General features: G+C 70.4%; 14 protein-coding genes. 6 read left to right on the top strand and 8 right to left on the bottom strand.

Features of this window, described 5'->3' with window-relative positions; genetic code table 11:
• Positions 1-80: 80 nt before the first annotated feature.
• From ACF1AJ_RS14175 to ACF1AJ_RS14190, 4 genes are read left to right on the top strand one after another with little or no spacing between them, the layout of a single operon-like run.
• Entirely contained in the window at positions 81-1,082 is a 1,002-nt protein-coding gene (locus ACF1AJ_RS14175; protein WP_391507911.1) for an ROK family protein, read from the top strand.
• A complete protein-coding gene (locus tag ACF1AJ_RS14180; RefSeq protein ID WP_391507912.1) occupies positions 1,075-1,659 on the top strand; it encodes an SIS domain-containing protein in 585 nt (194 codons plus the stop codon). Before ACF1AJ_RS14175 ends, ACF1AJ_RS14180 begins: the two co-directional genes overlap by 8 nt.
• Positions 1,656-4,406, top strand: a complete 2,751-nt coding sequence (locus ACF1AJ_RS14185) for an alpha-mannosidase (RefSeq protein WP_391507913.1) — start codon at positions 1,656-1,658, stop codon at positions 4,404-4,406. Before ACF1AJ_RS14180 ends, ACF1AJ_RS14185 begins: the two co-directional genes overlap by 4 nt.
• Entirely contained in the window at positions 4,403-6,256 is a 1,854-nt protein-coding gene (locus tag ACF1AJ_RS14190) for a hypothetical protein (RefSeq protein ID WP_391507914.1), read from the top strand. Before ACF1AJ_RS14185 ends, ACF1AJ_RS14190 begins: the two co-directional genes overlap by 4 nt.
• 68 nt (positions 6,257-6,324) lie before the next feature.
• On the opposite strand, the gene ACF1AJ_RS14195 is transcribed toward ACF1AJ_RS14190, so the two are convergent.
• Positions 6,325-6,510 carry a hypothetical protein gene (locus ACF1AJ_RS14195; RefSeq protein WP_391507915.1) on the bottom strand — a complete coding sequence of 62 codons (186 nt, stop codon included), beginning with the start codon at positions 6,508-6,510 and terminating at the stop codon, positions 6,325-6,327.
• A gap of 89 nt (positions 6,511-6,599) precedes the next feature.
• On the opposite strand from ACF1AJ_RS14195, the gene ACF1AJ_RS14200 reads away from it, so the two are divergent.
• Positions 6,600-7,187 carry a CGNR zinc finger domain-containing protein gene (locus tag ACF1AJ_RS14200; protein WP_391507916.1) on the top strand — a complete coding sequence of 196 codons (588 nt, stop codon included), beginning with the start codon at positions 6,600-6,602 and terminating at the stop codon, positions 7,185-7,187.
• Positions 7,188-7,196: 9 nt separating this feature from the next.
• Here the strand turns inward: ACF1AJ_RS14200 and ACF1AJ_RS14205 are convergent, their stop codons facing one another.
• The 4 genes from ACF1AJ_RS14205 to ACF1AJ_RS14220 form a co-directional block, all read right to left on the bottom strand.
• On the bottom strand, positions 7,197-7,772 hold the full coding sequence (locus ACF1AJ_RS14205) for a DUF2087 domain-containing protein (RefSeq protein WP_391507917.1): 576 nt from the start codon (positions 7,770-7,772) through the stop codon (positions 7,197-7,199).
• Positions 7,773-7,807: 35 nt separating this feature from the next.
• A complete protein-coding gene (locus ACF1AJ_RS14210; RefSeq protein ID WP_391507918.1) occupies positions 7,808-9,379 on the bottom strand; it encodes a transporter in 1,572 nt (523 codons plus the stop codon).
• Positions 9,361-10,134 carry an ABC transporter ATP-binding protein gene (locus tag ACF1AJ_RS14215; protein ID WP_309855239.1) on the bottom strand — a complete coding sequence of 258 codons (774 nt, stop codon included), beginning with the start codon at positions 10,132-10,134 and terminating at the stop codon, positions 9,361-9,363. Before ACF1AJ_RS14215 ends, ACF1AJ_RS14210 begins: the two co-directional genes overlap by 19 nt.
• Positions 10,135-10,425: 291 nt before the next feature.
• Positions 10,426-12,711, bottom strand: a complete 2,286-nt coding sequence (locus ACF1AJ_RS14220) for a hypothetical protein (protein ID WP_391507919.1) — start codon at positions 12,709-12,711, stop codon at positions 10,426-10,428.
• A 260-nt stretch (positions 12,712-12,971) separates the two neighbouring features.
• Here ACF1AJ_RS14220 and ACF1AJ_RS14225 point away from each other — a divergent pair, with 260 nt between their 5' ends.
• Complete coding sequence (locus ACF1AJ_RS14225; RefSeq protein ID WP_391507920.1) at positions 12,972-14,342, top strand: ABC transporter substrate-binding protein; 1,371 nt, start codon at positions 12,972-12,974, stop codon at positions 14,340-14,342.
• Between the two features lie 366 nt (positions 14,343-14,708).
• Here ACF1AJ_RS14225 and ACF1AJ_RS14230 read toward each other — a convergent pair whose 3' ends face one another.
• From ACF1AJ_RS14230 to ACF1AJ_RS14240, 3 genes are all read right to left on the bottom strand, one after another.
• Positions 14,709-15,962: an MFS transporter gene (locus ACF1AJ_RS14230; protein WP_391507921.1), complete on the bottom strand. Its 1,254-nt coding sequence runs from the start codon at positions 15,960-15,962 to the stop codon at positions 14,709-14,711.
• 133 nt (positions 15,963-16,095) lie between these two features.
• Entirely contained in the window at positions 16,096-17,070 is a 975-nt protein-coding gene (locus ACF1AJ_RS14235) for a carbohydrate ABC transporter permease (protein WP_391507922.1), read from the bottom strand.
• Positions 17,070-18,041: a carbohydrate ABC transporter permease gene (locus ACF1AJ_RS14240; RefSeq protein WP_391507923.1), complete on the bottom strand. Its 972-nt coding sequence runs from the start codon at positions 18,039-18,041 to the stop codon at positions 17,070-17,072. Before ACF1AJ_RS14240 ends, ACF1AJ_RS14235 begins: the two co-directional genes overlap by 1 nt.
• Positions 18,042-18,237: the final 196 nt, after the last annotated feature.

The raw sequence follows: 18,237 nt of genomic DNA on the forward strand, positions 1-18,237 counted from the left end.
CGCGGCGTCCTAGTATCTGTGGGAACGATCCCACACGATCCACCGACGCTGGCGCGGTCGTGCACCCTCGGAAGGACATGATGGCAAACGGCCTCCGCGCCGTCCTCTCGCTCGACATCGGCGGCACGAAGCTCGCCGTCGGTGTTGTCACGGAAGACGGACGAACCCATGCACTGATCGTCGAACCCACCCGTCGCGAGGAGGGCCCGGGTGCGATCGTTCCCAGGCTGTTCGACATGGGTCATCGCGCGATCGCCGAATCCGGCCTCGAGGTGGAGGCGGTCGGCATCTCCTGCGGCGGCCCGCTCGACGCCAAGACCGGCGTCCTGACCGGGCCGCTGCACCTCCCCGGGTGGATCGACCTGCCGATCGTCGAGCTCGCCGAGCGCGAGTTCGGCATCACGGCCGTGCTCGAGAACGACGCGACCGCCGGCGCCCTCGGCGAGTTCCGCTACGGCGCAGCGCGCGACGCCGACACTATGGTCTACCTGACGATCTCCACCGGCATCGGCGGCGGCGCGGTCATCGACGGCCGCCTGCACCGCGGCGCGGCCGGCAACGGCGGCGAGTTCGGCCACGTGATGGTCCGCACCGGCGGGCGCCCGTGCCTGTGCGGGCGGCGCGGGTGCCTCGAGGGATACGCCTCCGGCACGTCCATCGCCCAGCGCGCCCGCGAGGCCGTCGCCGAGCGCGGCGCCGGCTCTGCGCTCAGCCAGCTGCCTGTCGTCCGGGCGGAGGACGTGGTCGCGGCCGCCGCGGAGGGCGACGCCCTCGCCACCGAGCTCTGGGACGAGACGGTCGACGTGCTCTCCGTCGCCCTCACCGACCTCGTCAACGTCTTCGAGCCCGACCTCGTCGTGCTCGGCGGCGGGGTGACCCGCTCCGGCGACGCCCTGCTCGTGCCCGTGCGCGAGCGCGTCGCCGCCGACGCCATGCCGCCCGCAGCGGCCGCATCCACCGTCGTGCTCGCCGCCCTGGGCGACGTCGTCTGCGTCGTCGGCGCCGGTGCGGTCGCGTTCGACCGCCTCGACCAGCTCGCGGGCGCAGGCGCGGGCACCCCGAAGGGAGACCACCGTGGCTGAGTGGATGCGACAGCAGCTGGAGGCGCACATCCAGGTCGCCGAGCAGGGTGAGGCACTGCTGCCCGCCCTGCGTGAGGTCGGGAAGGTGCTTTGCGACGCGTTCGCCGAGCGCGGCATCCTCTACACGTTCGGCAACGGCGGCAGCGCGGCGGACGCGCAGCACTTCACCGGTGAGATCATCGGCCACTACAAGCGCGACCGCCGGCCGCTCGGCGCGGTCACGCTCAGCACCGACCCCACGACGATGACGTGCATCGCCAACGACTACTCGTACGACGACGTCTTCTCGCGCCAGGTGCTCGGCCTCGCGCGCCCGGGCGACGTCGTCGCGGCCTTCACGACGAGCGGCCGGAGTGCGAACATCGTCTCAGCGCTCGAAGCGGCGAAGTCGGTCGGCGCCACGACGGTGCTGTTCGGCGGAGGCGACGGCGGCCCGGCGAAGGAGTTCGCCGACTACGCGCTGCTGAGCCCGTCCACGACCACACCGAGGATTCAGGAATTCCACACGTTCATGCTCCACGTGCTCTCCGAGATCGTGGATGCGTGGGCCGACGGCGACGAGGAGTACGCACTGTGACCACCCCCGAGCGGGCAGCCGTCGATTCCGGACTTTCTCCGGCCGACACGCCGCGTGTCGGCGGAGAAACTCCGGAACAGATCGCGGTGGATGCGGCGCAGCAGCCGCGCGAGAGCGCATCCGGGAACGAGGTTGGCGGCGAGACGGGCGCCCCCGACGCGAACGGCAAAGCCCCCGTCGCGAACGCCCCCGCCGGCACCCAGCCGCGCGACCTCCCGCCCGCGAAGCGCCCGACGGCGACGCCGCAGCGCACCCTCCACATGATCGGCAACGCGCACCTCGACCCGGTGTGGCTGTGGCCGTGGCAGGAGGGCTACCAGGAGGCGCGCGCCACCTTCTGGTCGGCCATCCACCGCATGGAGGAGTACCCCGACTTCGTCTTCACCTGCGACCAGATCGTGCTGCTCAGCTGGGTGGAGGAGTCCGACCCCGAGCTGTTCGAGCAGATCAAGCGCCGCGTCGCCGAGGGCCGCTGGGTCAACGTCGGCGGCTGGTGGGTCGAGCCGGACAACAACATGCCGATGGGCGAGAGCTTCGTGCGCCAGGGCCTGTACGGCCAGCGCTACCTCGAGTCGCGCTTCGGGAAGCCGTCGACCGTCGGGATGAACGTCGACCCGTTCGGCCACAATGCGATGCTCCCGCAGATCCTGCGCGGCCAGGGGATGGACTCGTACACGTTCCTGCGGCCCGGCCCGCACGAGTCGGACCTGGCTCCGAGCATGTTCTGGTGGGAGGCGCCGGACGGCTCCCGCGTGCTGGCCTACCGCATCCCGTTCGAGTACTGCAGCCCGCCCGGGTCGGTCGACGGCCAGACCGAGAAGGCGCTCGCCTCGCTCGACCGCACCGTCGGCTTCGGCGAGAACGCGACCGCGATGGTGTTCTACGGCGTGGGAAATCACGGCGGCGGCCCCACGATCGCGAACATCGAGTCGATCCACCGCTACGACCGCATGGGCTCTTTCGGAAGGATGACGATGTCGTCACCGCGCACGTACTTCGACGAGGTGCTCGGCCGGGGCGAGGCGTTCCTCGACACCCTCCCGGTGCGCCGCGACGACCTGCAGCACCATGCGCCCGGCTGCTATTCGGCGCACTCGGGCATCAAGGCGTGGCAGCGTCGCGCGCAGTTCGCCGTGCTGAACGCCGAGCGCTGGGCGGCGGTGGTCGCCGCGACCAACGGCGTCGACTACCCGCGCGAGCAGCTGGAGACCGCCTGGAAGCAGGTGCTGTTCAACCAGTTCCACGACATCCTGCCCGGTTCGGCGATCGAGCCGTCGTACGACGACGCACGTGACCAGCTCGGCGAGGCCGTCGCGATCTCGAAGCGCATCATCACGCGGGCGCACAACGTCCTCGCTCGCCAGGTGCAGGTCGACCGGGAGGACGGCACGCAGCCGGTCCTGGTCTTCAACCCGCATCCCTGGCCGGTGTCGGTGGATGTGGACTTCCAGTACGGCGCGCAGCGCGCCGGCGTGCACGTGGTCGACGAGAACGGCGAGCCCGTCGTCTTCCAGAACTCGCAATCGACCGCGACGACGGACGACGTCTCGCGTGGCGCGGTGGTCTTCCGCGCCGACGTCCCGGCTCTCGGCTACCGCCTCTACCGCCTGCGACCCGGCGCCGGCCCGGGTGCGGCATCCGACGCCCTCACCGTGACCGCCGACATCCTCGAGAACGAGCACGTCCGCATCCGCATCGACCAGGAGACCGGCTGGATCTCGTCCTACCTGGTCAAGGCGACCGGCGTGGATGTGATGGCCGGCGTCGACGGCGCCCAGCACACCCAGATCAACGACGACCCGACCGATACGTGGGGTCACCGGGTGATCTCGTACGCCTGGCCGGGCGCGTCGATGGAGCTGAAGCGCATCGTGGTCCGCGAGACCGGTCCGCTCCGCTCGCGCGTGCGGGTCGAGCGGGCGTGGGGCGCATCCACCCTGGTGGAGGAGCTCATCCTCGACCACGACTCGCCCGTGCTGCGGGTCAACGTGACGCTCGACTGGCGCGAGCAGGCGCACCTGCTGAAGCTGCGCTTCCCGACCGTGCTCGACGACCCGACGGCGACCTACGAGATCCCGTTCGGTCACCTGGAGCGCCCGGTCGACGGCGCCGAGGAGCCCGCGCAGTCGTGGGTGGATCTGACCGGCACGATCGACGGCGCCGCCGCCGGTCTCACGGTGATCACGACCAACAAGCACGCCTACGACGTGTCGCCGGGAACCGCCGACAACGGCGAGCAGCCGAGCATCGGCGTGACTGCCGTCCGCAGCCCGGTCTACTCGTGGCACGACCCGCGCCTGCTCGACCCGGAGGGCATCTACTCCTTCCAGGATCAGGGCGTCCAGCGGTTCAGCTACGAGCTGGTGCCGCACGCGGGCGACTGGCGGGAGGCCGACCCGATCCGTCGCGCGCTCGTGCTGGGCAACCCGGTGCGGGCGATGCAGGAGTCGTTCCACGACGGCGTTCTGCCTCCGGCGAACTCGTTCGCGAGCGACGGCGGCGACGCCGTCATGGTGACCGCGCTCAAGGGCACCGAGGACGAGACAAGCGCCCCCGGCGGCGCGGATGTGGTGGTGCGGGCCGTCGAGACGCGCGGCGAGGGCGGGCGCTCGCGCATCGAGCTCCCGCTGCTCGGGCGGACCATCGAGGAGGACTTCGGCCCGTCGCAGCTGCGCACCTTCGTGGTGCCGGCCGACCCAGGCCAGCCGGTCCGCGAGGTCGACCTGATCGAGCGCCCACTGCCGTGAGCGCGCGCCCCGAGGTCCGGGCGACCGTCGCCGGTCCCGCTTCCGCGGCGGCCGAGGTGCAGCTGGAGTGGAGCGAGGCCGAGCCCGGCTGGCGGCTCGCGGTGCGCGTGACGTACAGCGGCGCGAAGCCGGCCGACGGGTCCGTGCTGGTGGAGGCGCCGGTGCACGGCGCCGACGATCCGTGGTGGCTCATCCCGGGCGCCTTCTACGGCGAGAACCGGCCGGCCGAGAACACCCGGGCGTTCCCGCGCTTCGAGATCGGGGCGAGCACGCTCGAGCAGCACGCCGCCCTGGTGAGCGAGGCCTGGGAGTTCCGCGCCGACCGTGCGGCGACACCGGCGGTGTTCGCCTGGGCGGGGCCGGACCGCGGAGGAGTGGCGCTCGCCGCGGCCGAGACCTCCCCGCTCGGACTCACCGGGCTCGGGCTCGCGCACGACCCGGAGTGGGGAGACGCGACGGTGAGCCTGCGCTTCCCATACCGCGAGTACCCGGTCACGTACTACGGCGACGACCGCCCGCGGCCGGCCGACGTGGCGACGCACCGCTTCGTGCCTGGCGAGACCGTGGAGCTCGCGGTGCGCGTGTTCGCGCTGGACGCATCCCGCCACGCCTACGCCCCGATCCTGCGCGCGCTGCACGCCGAAGCGGCTGAGCACACGACCGAGAATCCGTGGGTGGATGTGGCCACCGCCGCCGACCTCACCGCCGCGGGCCTGCTCGACTGGCACTACGACCCCGACCCCGGTGTGCTGCTGGAGACCGTCGGCTTCGACCGCGAGGTCAGCGGCCGGGACGGGCTCAGCGTCGACCGGCAGGCCATGCACGTCGGCTGGGTCAGCGGCATCCCGTGGGCGTACGCGCTCCTCGCGCACGGGCTGCGGACCGACCGGTCGCCCGAGGCGGACGCGGCGCGTCACGTCATCGACTTCATCACCGCATCCTTGTCGCCCTCCGGAACCTTCTGGGGCGTCTGGTACCGCGACCACGGCTGGACGCAGAGCTGGACCGAGCTGAAACGCGGGCTGCACTCGCGCACCCTGGCCGAGGCGACGCTGTTCCTCGTCCGTGCGCAGGCGCTCGAACCGCACGAGCAATGGGAGCACGCCATCCGCTCGAACCTCGATGTCGTCGTCGGCCGTCAGCGCGACGACGGCAACCTCGGGTCCGTCCACCACGCCGAGACCGGCGAGGTGCTGTCGTGGTCGGGCGCCTCGGGCCTGACGTGGATCGCCGCCCTGGTGGAGGCCGCCGAACGCGACGAGCGCTACCTGCCCGCCGCGCTCGCCGCCGGGAGGTATTACGAGCAGTTCGTCGACCGGGAGTTCCTCCACGGCGCCCCGGAGGACGTGGACCTCGCGCCGACGTCGGAGGACGGCTACGCGGCCGTGATGGCCTACGTCGCCCTGCACCGCGCGACCGGCGATCGGCACTGGCTCGATGTGGCTCGGCGCGCAGCCGACTGGATGCTGACCTTCCGCTACACCTACGACGTCACGTTCCCGGAGCACACCCTTCTCGGGGCGTACGGCTTCCGCACTCGCGGCGCCGACAACGCATCGCCGTCGAACCAGCACCTGCATGCCTACGGGCTCGTCTGCACGGCCGAGCTGCGCGAGCTGTCGGCGGCCCTGGGCGACCCGCACTACGCGGAGCGCGCCGACGAGACGCTGGCGTGCTTCCGGCAGTTCATCGCCCGGGAGGACGGCGACTTCAACGCCTACCGCGGCATGGTCAGCGAGCGGTACTACCAGACGGCGTGCTTCCAGCCGAAGGGGATGCTGCTGACGCTCTCGCACGCCTGGAGCGTCGGAGTGACCCTTTTGGCCTGCGAGCAGACGCTCGCGGGCTGAGCGCCGAGGTGCACGTCGTGGTCGCTATCCCGCCCGAATAAGCGCCACTAGTCGCACCTCGATGGCTTTCAGCGGTGGAGACCCCAGAACGCCCAGGGGGAGACGTGGTCGATCCACGGGTCGCGAACGGCTCGCGGTCGTCGGCGCCCCACCCGCATCGCCCGGTAATGGATGCGCACCCACCGCCCGATCCGCTCGGCCGGGATCGCCGGCCGATGTCCGACCGCGATGATCTGCTGTGCTGTCTGATCCACGATGACCTCCTACACCGGCTAAGCGTTAATGCCGGTGTCACTAACCATGCCCACTGTATGGACACCTGTCAAGGGCGTATGCTGGTGTCATGGGTCGGCAAACAGATCTCGCGTTCGAACGCGAGAACGAGATGATCCCCGAGCAGCTGCGGCTGGTGCGGGACTTCGTCAACACCGTCGAGTACCAGGAGGACGAGGAGGGCTGGGAGAGCCCGCACGACCTCGCCGCGTGGCTGAAGGGTCGCGGCCTGCTCGGGGAGGGCGTCGCCGCCACCGCTGATGACCTGATGCTCGCGAAGACCGTGCGCGAAGGTCTCCGCTCCGTGCTCGCCACGCACGCCGGCCACGACGCCGACCCCGCCGCGCTCCGCCGCCTCGACGACGCGCTCGACGAGCTGCCGCTCCGGCTGTCCTTCGGCGGTTCGTCGTCGTTCGCTCTGGCACCCGCGACCGATCGCGGCGCCCGCGCCGCTCTGGCGGGAGTGCTGGATGCGGTGCGCGCCTCCCGCGAGGACGGCAGCTGGTCGCGGCTCAAGGTCTGCGATCGCGTCACGTGCCGGTGGGCGTACTACGACTACTCGAAGAACCGCTCCAGCCGGTGGTGCACCATGGCGGGCTGCGGAAACGCGGTCAAGATGCAGAAGGCGCACGCGCGTCGCGCATCCAGCTCGGCCTGAGCAGTCCGGTCAGGAGTCCGCGGGAGCCTGCATGCGGGTGTACTCCGACCCCGAGCGCGTGCGCAGCAGGATGCCCGCGTCGACCAGGTAGCGCCGCAACGTCACCGGGTCGTCGCCGAATCGTGCCAGGCGGTCGGTGAGTTCGCGTTCCGTGACGGTCTCGCCGTCGGCGAGCACGCGGTCTCCGATGTGGGTGAGCAGCGCGGAGCGGTCGTCGGCTGCCGCGGGGAAGCGGTCGATCCGGCCGTCCGGGCGCAGGAACCGCTCGATGCCCTCGCGGCGCGGCTGCAGTGACGCCGACGCGGCCAGGAGTTCGCGGAATGCGGTGTCGACCGGCTCGTACGAGTCGTCGTCCGCGCGGCGCACCAGGCCGACGCCCTCGAGCAGCGCCAGGGCGCGTCGCTGCCTCGCCGGGCTCATCCCGGCGACCGGTCCGCCGTCCGCGATGAGCTGCGCCCAGACCGCACGCGCGTCCCGGTTGGCCAGCGCGGCGACCACGGGCCGCCAGTCCACGAGGCGCCACTCCACGAGCCGCTGCCCGTCGGCCGGCGTGCCATCGGCGCTCGCGCTGTCGTCCTGCTCCACGTCCCCAGTCTCCCGCACGCGGTCGGGATGCGTCCTCAGGCGTCCTTCCGCAGCTGCAGCAGCAGCTCCGGCGCCCGGGAGTCCAGCACCCGGCCGCCGACGCGCACGCCGACGACGAGCAGAATCGCACCGAGCACGACGCCGACGATCAGGCCGATCCATCCCCAGACCGCTTCGCGGGTCACCAGAGAGACGATCAGCAGCACGATCTCGGGCAGGCACAGCACGGCGATGACGCCCCAGGCCGCGAACGTGGGCCCGAGCAGCGAGATGTTGCTGCCCGGCCGCGACCGGAACGGGTTGTCGCCGGGCTCCGGCACCGGGAAGACGAACCGCGCCGAGGTCACCGAGCAGACGGCGGCGCCGCTGAGCAGCATCCCGAGCGACAGCCCGAGCAGACCGGGTGCGGGCAGCCAGTCGCCCTCGAAGGCCGTGGCGCCGAGGGAGATGATGACCACCGCGGGGACCGCGAACGTCAGCAGGGCGGATGCGCGACCCCAGCGGTCGGCGCGACCGGGAACGGCCTTCGAAACGTGGAGCGCGAACGCGGTCGAGTCGTACGAGACGTCGGCGATCATCCCGATCCCGAGCGTGAACGCCACCACCGGGCCGGCGGCGAAGAAGTAGCCGGTCGAGTGGTTGATGCTCGAGTAGAACCACATGATCGCCGGGAGCAGCGGGATGATGAGCAGCTGCCGGAGGTACCGCGGGTCGCGGAACCAGTACGTGAGGCAGCGCGCCGCGATGGCGCCGGCCGGCGTGCCCGGCAGGATGCCGAACAGGCCCGACTTACCGGGCGCACGGACGCGGGACGAAGCGCGGGCGGGGGTGACAAGGGAGCGCGCGAGCCCCCACCGCCAGACCGCCCAAAGTACCGCGAACGTCGCGACGGCGATGAGCAGCCGCAGCACCGCGCCGAGCGGGTCGCCCGCGGCGACGGCTCCGGGCACGGCCCACACCGCGCCGAGGGGCGACCAGCCGAGGCCGGCGGCGACCGCGGGCAGGGCGTCTGCGGACGACCGCAAGCCGCTGGTGATCCCGATGATGATCGGCCCGGCGAGGATGAGCGGGATCAGGATGAGCAGGCCGCTGGCCTCGCGGAAGCGGCGGCCCGAGGACAGCCCGCTCGCGATGGAGGTGACCGCGCGCGACACGACGATGCAGGTCGCGGCGCCGAGCACCCCGGTCACCAGGGCGATCAGGGCGACTCCCGGCGAGTGCAACCAGGGAAGGGCGGTTCCCAGGGACGCGATGGTCGTCGCGGCGCCCGCCACGCCGACCGCGCCGCTCAGCAGCATGCCGAGCATCAGAGGCCGGAGGGCGATCGGATAAACGGCGAGGTGCCCGGGGTCGAGGGTCTGCTCTACGCCCGAGAGCAGCAGCGGCAGCACCGCCCAGCCGAGCACGGCCGCCGAGCCCGCGAGCACCACGGCGGTCGTCGCGACCTCCGCGGGCGCGAACGACAGGCCGACGAGCGCGCCGAGGACGACGAGGAGGCCGACGGCGCCGTAGATCGCGCCGATGATCACGGCGACCAGCTGCCCGGTGCTGCGGCGGAACGAGTTCTTGAGGACGAGCAGGCGCAGCCTTACGAGTGTCGCAACCACTCCGGCCCCTCCCCGACACGGCGTCCGCCGACGAGCTCGACGAAACGGTCCTCGAGCGTCGAGCCCGCGCGCACGTCGTCCACCGAGCCCGCGGCGACCACGCGCCCGGCCGTGATGACGGCGACGTGGTCGCACATCCGCTCCACCAAATCCATCACGTGCGACGAGACCACCACGGTCCCGCCGCCGTCGACGTAGGTGCGGAGGATGTCGCGGATGTTCGCCGCCGAGACCGGATCGACCGACTCGAACGGCTCGTCCAGCACGAGAACGCGCGGAGCGTGCACCATCGCGGCGGCGAGGGCGATCTTCTTCGTCATGCCCGCGGAATAGTCGACGACGAGCGTTCCGCCCGCCGACTCCAGGTCGAGCAGCTGCAGCAGGTCGTGAGTGCGCTGCTGGGCGGTGGGGCGGTCCATCCCGCTCAGGAGTCCCGCGTACTCGACGAGCTGCTGCCCGGTCAGCCGGTCGAACAGCCGGACGCCGTCCGACAGGACGCCGACCATCGCCTTCGCCGCGAGCGGGTTCTTCCACATGTCGACGCCGTGGATGAGAACCTCGCCGGCATCCGGACGCAGCAGGCCGGTCGCCATGCTGAGCGTCGTCGTCTTGCCCGCGCCGTTCGGTCCGACCAGCCCGTAGAAGCTGCCGGACGGCACATCCAGGTCGATCCCGTCGACTGCGACCTTCTGGCCGAACCGCTTGTGCAGCCCGCGAACCCTGATCGCGAGGTCGTCGTCCTCCGCCACGCGCACCCCCTCACGTCGTCCGTGCCGTCCGCACGTCGGACAGCCCGTGCGACCACCCTATCGGCGGGGTCCGACGCCATGTCCAGGAGTACGGACGATCCGACACGGCGGCTTCGGCGAGGCCGGACAGGACGCGGCATGCCGTGCACGCCTCGGGTTCGCGTCGGCATACCGCGCCTGTTCTCCGGCGGGGGAGGGAACGCCCGCCGGAGAGTCCTCCGGAGGCGAGGACGCGACCGGATTGCGCATCCGCCCGGTTGGCAGGCCGCTCTCAGGTTCGGGTCCAGGACGCGGCGGTCAGCTCCCCAGCGGACCGACGTACGAGCGCGCCTGCAGCGGGAGGGCGAGGGCGGCGCCGAATGCGGCGACCTCCGCGCGCAGGTCCACAGCGTCCGATCCCGCCGCCGCCTCCGCCGGGCGGAATCGGTAGCGCAGCGTCCCGGTGAACTCCTGCCGCGCCTGGAAGTTGGTGAAGTGCAGATTGTTCATGACCCAGCTGTTGATGTGTCCCACCGGAGCATCGAGGGTGCGCGCCCACTTCCCGGTGTGGAAGCCGCCCAGCTGGACGAGCGGCGCATCCACCGCGCCCCAGAGCACCGCCGATCCGCCGTCGGCGCTGCGAACGCCGACGGCGTGCTGGACGGAGTACCAGTCCTTCGACGTGTCCGGCAGCTGTTCGGTCTCGGCGGCGAAGACGGCGCCCGCAGTCTCCAGCAGGAACTCCGGGCGGTCCACGGCGAACGGGAAGGCGACGAACAGGCTCTCCGGCCCGAAGTGCTCGGACTTCGCGATGTGCACGGCGAGGTCGATGTCGTCCAGCTCGCGGTAGAGGGTGAGCGTGTGCGTGGCAGTGAGGCTCCCGGGGAGTTCACTCGACCATCGGATGCGCGCGTAGGCGTCGGTCTCGATCGTCTCCGGCGACGAGGTGGATGCGGCGTGCGAGCGCTCGAACTCGGGGCCGGGGAAGCCGGGGTTGAAGTTCTTCGGGTTGTCGAAGATCGCGTGCGAGCGACCGGCCGCGGTGACGGTCTCGGCGACGACGGCCCCGAGACCGTGCGGCGCGTGCGCATCCACCACCTCCCGGCCGGTCCGGACGTCCACGAGCGAGACGACGCCGCCGCGCCCCGGGTCGACGGTCGCCCGGAAACGACCCGTCTCGACGGTCGTGCCGCTGGTGGCGGCGGGCTCCTCGGCTGGCGCGGGCAGCACCACGACGCTCGACGCGGGCACGTCCGCGACCAGTGTCACCCGGCGGGACCCTCCGACCTCCGCCTCGACGGCCTCCCGGCGCGGGCGGTCGGTGAGGTTGGCGACCAGCACGCCGTCCGCCTGCTCGGGCTCGCGGCCGGACGCCGCGAGGCGGTACAGGGCCTCGACGTTCAGGTCGCGGGCGAGATCCCGGGCCCCGTAGGCGAAGCCGGCCTTCGCGTTCCAGTGCGAATGGCTGAAGTGCGAGTGCGGCTTGGAGTAGGTCTCCCACGAGCCCCAGGTGTGCTCGCCGAAGAGCAGGAGCTCCTCATCCACCCGCTCGAACGTCGCCGCGAGCTCGGCGTCGTCGCGCACGCGCACCGGGCCCCGGCGGTAGCCCAGGACCGTCGCGAGCGCCGGCTCGCCCTCCCCGCGCTCCCGGGCGAGATCGAGGGCCGCGCGCGCAGAGAGCGCGAACCGCCGCGCCTCGCGGTAGACGGCGACCTCGCGGGCGGTGGAGCCGTGGCCGTGCGACCACCAGTCCGCCCACTCGCCGCGGAACACGGGCAGGTCATCGGACGACTGCGCGGCCAGCGCGTCCATCGCCGTGTCGATCGTCGCGGTCTCCATCGGGATGTCGGGGTGCCGCTCGTTCCAGTGCCGCACCACGCCGGTGAACAGCGCCGTCGGCCAGCGGTTGTCGTTGCCCGCGTGCACCACCGCAGTGTCGAACGGGTAGTCGTCGCGCGCGTCGAGGCGCTCGACGAACTCGAGGATGCGCCGCTCGGCGAGGGCGGCATCCCCGTCGACGATGCCCCACTCCTCGCCGAAGCCGTAGTGCGTTGAGAGGAGGGTGAGCACGCGCCGACCGGAGGGCGCCTCCCACCGGAACACGCTCGGCTGCTCCAGGGGCGCGCGGCCGTGGTCGGGGTTCAGGGCCATGACGAGTCGGTCGATCCCGGCGTCCAGCATCGCATCGGCCACACCCCAGGCGATGCCGTTCACGTCGCCGTGCTGCTCGGTGCGCACCGGGATGCCGGCGTCGCGGATGCGCTGGAGCGACCGGTAGGCGGCTTCGAACTCGGCGAGGTCGGGCAGCTGCGTCATGTTGAGGTACCCGCCGGTCACCGCGATGGTGCCGTCGGCGGCCAGTTCCCGCAGACGCGCCGTCTCTGCCGGGGTCGCCGTTCGGAGGAATTCGAGCACCGGCCGCGCCACCTCGAAGGTCCAGCGGAAGCGGTCGGGAGCGTCCGGCGCGGCGGCGTCCTCGTCGGCCAGCCGGATCACTTCGCGCACGATCTGAGCGTGCATCCCGTCGATGATGCGGGGGCCGTTGGTGTAGCCGACGTCGTGGTGGGTGTGACCGAGCAGCAGTAAACGGCGGATGCGGGGCATCAGGGCCTTCCTTGCGGTGAATGTGGCATCGTTGCCATACGACCCTAGGGCTTGAGAAGCGCAAGCTTCAAGCGTAAGAAACGATCAAGTAACGAAAACCGGCTCCGAGGACCCGGTCCCCTTGTGAAGAGCGTCACCGCTGCATTAGCGTGCGATGTGGGAAGGTTTCCATACTGTCGCTCAGACCCCGGCAGTAGGGGATCCCGTACCTCTTCGCACGGGCGAGGACGCCCGCTGCGACACCACTGAAGGGAAATCAGATGAACAAGAGGCACACCGCCTTCGCCGCGCTGGCACTCACCGCGTCGGTGGCGCTCCTCGCCGGTTGCAGCTCCAGCGGCGGCAGCTCGTCCGGCGGGGACTTCTCCAAAGACGCCAAAGGCAGCCTGAACGCCTGGGGCTTCGACAACGCCGACGACGTCGGCACCTCCCGAATCGACTACGCCAAGAGCCAGCTCAAGGGCGTCACCATCAAGATCGACCAGACCCCGTTCGACGCGCAGAAGTTCACCACCCGCGTCGCCGGCGGCAACGTCCCGGACGTCGTCCAGATGGACCGCAACTTCGTCGCCACCTACGCGGCGCAGGGACTCATCCAGCCGCTCGACCAGTGCTACAAGGTGCACGACGTCGACCCAACGTCCAGCTACTACCCCTCCGTCATCGACGACATCACGTACAAGGGCAAGGTCTACGCGGTCCCGCAGTTCTACCAGCCGCCGGCGATCATCACCAACGAGCGCGTCATGAAGGCGGCCGGCGTGACCGACGCCGAGATCGACACGTCCAAGCCGGACACGCTCGTCGCCGCGATCAAGAAGATGTACAAGTCGTCGGGCGGCAACCCGTCCGTGCTCGGCTTCGACCCGGTCGCGGGCGGCCAGGCCGGTCTGTGGATCCTCGGCTACGGCGGACAGATCATCGGCAGCGACGGCAAGCCGACCCTCGACGACTCGAAGAACGAGAAGGGCCTCGAGGTGCTCAAGCAGATCACCGACGCCCAGGGCGGCTACGCCAAGGTGAAGAGCTTCACCGACTCGTTCGACACCTTCGGCGAGAACAACCAGTACGTGAAGGACCAGGTCGGCGCGCAGGTCAACGCCCAGTGGTACGTCAACGTGCTGACCCCGTTCGTCGACAAGGTGGACATCGGCGCGGTCCCGTTCAAGGGCCCGGACGGCCAGCCGTTCACCGTCGCCTCGGGAACGTCGTTCGTCATCCCGACCGGCGCCAAGAACAAGGACGCCGCGTGCGCCTGGGCGCTCAACCTCACCAACCTGCAGGCGTGGGAGGCTGCGGGCGCTGCCCGTGCCGAGACGCTGAAGAAGACGCCCGGCGCGATCAACACCGGCCTCTTCACGGGTTCGCCGGAGGCCGACAAGACGCTGCGTGAGAAGTACGTGAAGCCGTCCGGCAACGCGGGCTTCGATAAGGCGATCTCGACCTACTACGACGTGGTGGGCAGCGGAAAGTCGTTCGGTGCTTCGCCGGCCGGCCAGCAGATCCAGACGGAGCTGCAGAACGCCATCCAGTCGGTGCTCCTCGGTAACAAGTCGCCGAGCGAGGCCCTGAAGGATGCGCAGGCCGCGGCCATGAAGGCCTACGACCAGTCGACCAAGAGCAGCAAGTAACCCGCTCGCACAGGGGCGGTCTCCTCGCGGAGGCCGCCCCTTCTGCGTGCCCGCCGCGCACGTCCTCGCGTCGAGGTGCACGTAGTTGCGGCCGCCTACGGCGTGTCGAGCGCATCTACGTGCACTTCGCGGGCTTTTCCGTGTGCGGGATGCGCGCGCCGAGCGCGGGAGCGCGCACCGAGCTGCGAGTACGTGCGGTAACTCGCCCCGCTTCCCCGCATCCACTCACGTCGCGCGCCGGTCCGCCTGGCGTTGAGGTGCACGTCGTTGCGGCCGCCTGCGGCGTGTCGCGCGCACCTACGTGCACCTCGAGGCCGGACAGGTGCGGGATGCGCGCGCCGAGCGTGGGAGCGCGCGGCGGCCGCGCTACGCGTCCGCGGGGGCGGGCAGGTCCGCGACCTCGCGCACGCCGCGCAGCGACGCCCAGAGGATGACGGGGCACGCGAGGAGGAGCACGCCCGCGACGATGAGCGTCCAGCGTGCGCCGATCGCATCGCCCAGCAGGCCGCCGACGATCGCGCCGACCGGGAAGAGGCCCATCACGACGACCTGCATGGTCGCGTTGACCCGCCCGAGGACGCGGTCGGGACAGATCTGCTGCCGCACGCTCACCTGGGTGATGGCGTAGACGATCTGCCCGAATTCGCCGGCCGCGATGCCGAGGACGATCAGCAGAGTCCACCATCCCGGCTGGGCGAAGGCGCCGAGCAGCGACAGCGGCGCGGTGACGGCAAGCGAGAGCCAGACGATGCGCACCGACCCGACCGCCCGCGACAGGCGCGTGGTGAAGGCGGCGCCGATCATGACGGTGACCGAGCCGACCGCGATGACGATGCCGATCAGCGCGGGAGAGAGCCCGAGCGTCCTCGACAGGAACACGATGTTCACCGCCGACGCGATCGCGAACGAGAAGTTGCTCAGGGCGCTCGCCAGCGCCGTCGACCGCAGCACGCGCGAGCGGAACACGAAGCCGAGACCCTCCGCGATCTCCGTCCGCATCCGCCGACGGTGCTCAGGAGCCGTGGGCTCCTCCTCCCGCGCCCGGATGCCGAGAAGGCATAGCGCGGACACCGCGAACGTGCCCGCCTGCACCAGCACGACCGTCGCTGCGCCGATCAGCGACACCAGCACGCCACCGAGGGCGGGCCCGGCGACCTGCCCCGAGGCGCGCACGAACTCGAGGGAGGAGTTGCCGGCGAGGACGCGCTCCCGTCCGATCACGGCCGGCAGATAGCTCCGATAGCCGACATCGAAGAACACGCGAGCGACACCGGCCAGCAATGACACGACGAGCAGCTGACCCATCGTGAGCAGCCCGAAAACCGCCGCCAGGGGGATGGTCGCCAGCAGCACAGCGCGCACCAGATCGCTGGCGACGAGGAGCGGCCGCCGACGCATCCGGTCGACCCACGCGCCGGCGGGGAGCCCGAGCAGGGCGAACGCCACGGTGGATGCCGCCCCGAGCATCCCCACCTCGAACGGTGTCGCGTCAAGGCTCACCACGGCGAGCAGCGGGAGGGCGACACCCGAGACCTGGGCGCCGAGCTGGCTGGTGGTCTGCCCGATGAGCAGCAGACGGAAGTCGCGGGATGCGAACAGAGAGGGAGAAGGAGTTGTCACGACGAGGGGCCTTTCGAATCCGGAACAGGTGGTCCTCCCACCCGCCGGCTCGATCCGAGAATCGTCGCTAGGGGGGTTAAACGTTACCGGGCGCGGTGGACGATGTCCAACCGCGCCCGGTGTCCGGGATGGGTCAGCCCTTGCGGCCCTGCGTTGCCACGCCTTCGATGAAGTACCGCTGGCCGAAGCCGAACAGCAGCAGCATGGGCAGCGTCACGATCAGCGCGGCCACCATCACGTACTGGTAGTCGCCGTGGCCGCCGTTGGTCGGGCTGAATGTGGTCATCGCGTACGAGATGCCGAGCGGCACGGTGAAGCCCTCGACGCCTCCCGCGTTCAGGTAGATCAGCGCCGCCTGCAGGTTGTTCCAGCTGGCCTGGAACTCGAACAGGAAGATGATGATGAACGACGGGATGCTGAGCGGCATCGCGATCTTCGTGAACAGCTTCCAGTAGCTCGCGCCGTCGAGCCGTGCGGCCTCGAACAGCTCACGCGGGAGCCCCATGAAGAACTGCCGCTGCAGGAAGATGTAGAACGCGGAGCCGAACAGGTTCATACCGAACAGCGGGAGCCACGTGCCGATCAGGCCCAGGTTCTTCCAGATCAGGTACTGCGGCACCATCGTGACGGCGCCGGGCAGCATCATCGTCGCCAGCACCAGGCCGAACAGCAGCGTCCGGCCGGGGAACTTGAAGTACGCGAACCCGAACGCGACGATCGAGCTCGAGATGGCGACCAGGCCGGCGGCGAGGACGGCGATGACGACGCTGTTGCCGATCCACGAGAGCAGCGGCAGCTGGTTCCACACCTCCACGTAGTTCTGCGGCGTGAACGTCTTCGGCCACAGGGAGTTGTCGAACACCTCCTGCCGCGGCTTGAGGCTGGCGGCGAGGAGCCAGGCGAACGGGTACAGGAAGAGCAGCGCGAAGGCGATGGCGACGATCCAGAGGACCGTCTTCCCGATGATCGTCCTCGGCTTGTACCAGCGGCCGCCGGCGGGCTTGTCGCCGCGTCCGTTGGAGGAGCTGCCTTGCAGCTGGGCGGCTTCCAGCTCGGAGGCGAGCGGGGCCAGGGCCGCGGCGGCAGTGGACTGGGTCGCGGAGGACATCACTTGTCTCCTTCGTAGTAGACGAGGCGGTTGCTGACCTTCACCTGGATGAGCGTGATGATGAGGATGATCACGAACAGCAGCCACGCCATCGCCGCGGCAAAGCCGAAGTTGAACTGGCGGAAGGCCTGCTGGAAGAGGTACACGCCGTAGAACAACGACGAGTCGGGGGAGGCGTTCGTCTGGTCTCGCCAGAACAGCAGGTAGGCCTGGTCGAACACCTGGAGGGCCGCGATCGTCAGCACCACCACGTTGAAGAAGATCGCCGGGGAGATCATCGGGATGGTGATGGTGAAGAACTTGCGGATGGGGCCGGCGCCGTCGAGGGACGCCACCTCGTAGAGGTCGCGGGGGACGTTCTTGAGCGCCGCGAGGAAGATCACCATGGTGCCGCTGACGCCCCACAGGGTCATCAGCACGATCGAGGGCTTCACCCAGTTCGGGTCGATCAGCCACTGCGGGCCCTCGATGCCGAAGATGGCGAGGAAGCGGTTGATCGCTCCGGTGTTGCCGTTGAGGAGCAGCAGGAAGATGGATGCGGTGGCGACCGCCGGGGTCATCTTCGGGAGGTAGTAGATGGTGCGGAACGCGCCGGCGCCGCGGCCCACCCAGTTGAGGAGGAGCGCCAGCAGCAGCGCGAAGATGATCTCCAGCGGCACCGCCATCACGGCGTAGAACAGTGTGTTGCCGAGCGAGAGGCCGACCTTGGGGTCGTTGAACAGCTCCGAGTAGTTGTCGAAGCCGGCCGGCGTCGCGCTGTTGGTCGCCAGGTTGTAGTTGCTGAACGAGATGAAGAGGCTGTACAGCATCGCGCCGAGCGTGAACACGAGGAAGCCGATGATCCACGGGCTGATGAAGAGGTAACCCGCGATCGCCTCGCGCCTGTTGTACTTGGTGCCCCGCTTCTTCTTGGCGGGCTTGTCGTCGCCCGTCCGGGTCTTGCTGCGCGACGTATCGGAGAGGACGGCCATCACCGGCTCCTCTTCCTTGCGCCATCGAGCTCGGTGATCTTCATCGCCACCCTTTCGATCCGTCCCCCGCCTCCGTCGGCGTGGTGTGTGGCATCGTTACCACATAGCAGCGACTATAAGTCCTCCCGAGCGTGCCTGCAACCGGAGCCCAGCCCATTCCCGGGCACGGGCGGCCTCTCGGGATGCGGACCGTCTC

The sequence above is a fragment of the Leifsonia sp. NPDC014704 genome, assembly GCF_043083605.1.
GTDB lineage: Bacteria > Actinomycetota > Actinomycetes > Actinomycetales > Microbacteriaceae > Leifsonia.

What these genes read in the sequence shown, in the direction of transcription:
- ACF1AJ_RS14220 (WP_391507919.1), bottom strand. Translation starts at nt 12,711, where the DNA reads ATGCCCCGCATCCGCCGTTTACTGCTGCTCGGTCACACCCACCACGAC.
- ACF1AJ_RS14235 (WP_391507922.1), bottom strand. Translation starts at nt 17,070, where the DNA reads ATGTCCTCCGCGACCCAGTCCACTGCCGCCGCGGCCCTGGCCCCGCTC.
- ACF1AJ_RS14225 (WP_391507920.1), top strand. Translation starts at nt 12,972, where the DNA reads ATGAACAAGAGGCACACCGCCTTCGCCGCGCTGGCACTCACCGCGTCG.
- ACF1AJ_RS14175 (WP_391507911.1), top strand. Translation starts at nt 81, where the DNA reads ATGGCAAACGGCCTCCGCGCCGTCCTCTCGCTCGACATCGGCGGCACG.
- ACF1AJ_RS14200 (WP_391507916.1), top strand. Translation starts at nt 6,600, where the DNA reads ATGGGTCGGCAAACAGATCTCGCGTTCGAACGCGAGAACGAGATGATC.
- ACF1AJ_RS14240 (WP_391507923.1), bottom strand. Translation starts at nt 18,041, where the DNA reads ATGGCCGTCCTCTCCGATACGTCGCGCAGCAAGACCCGGACGGGCGAC.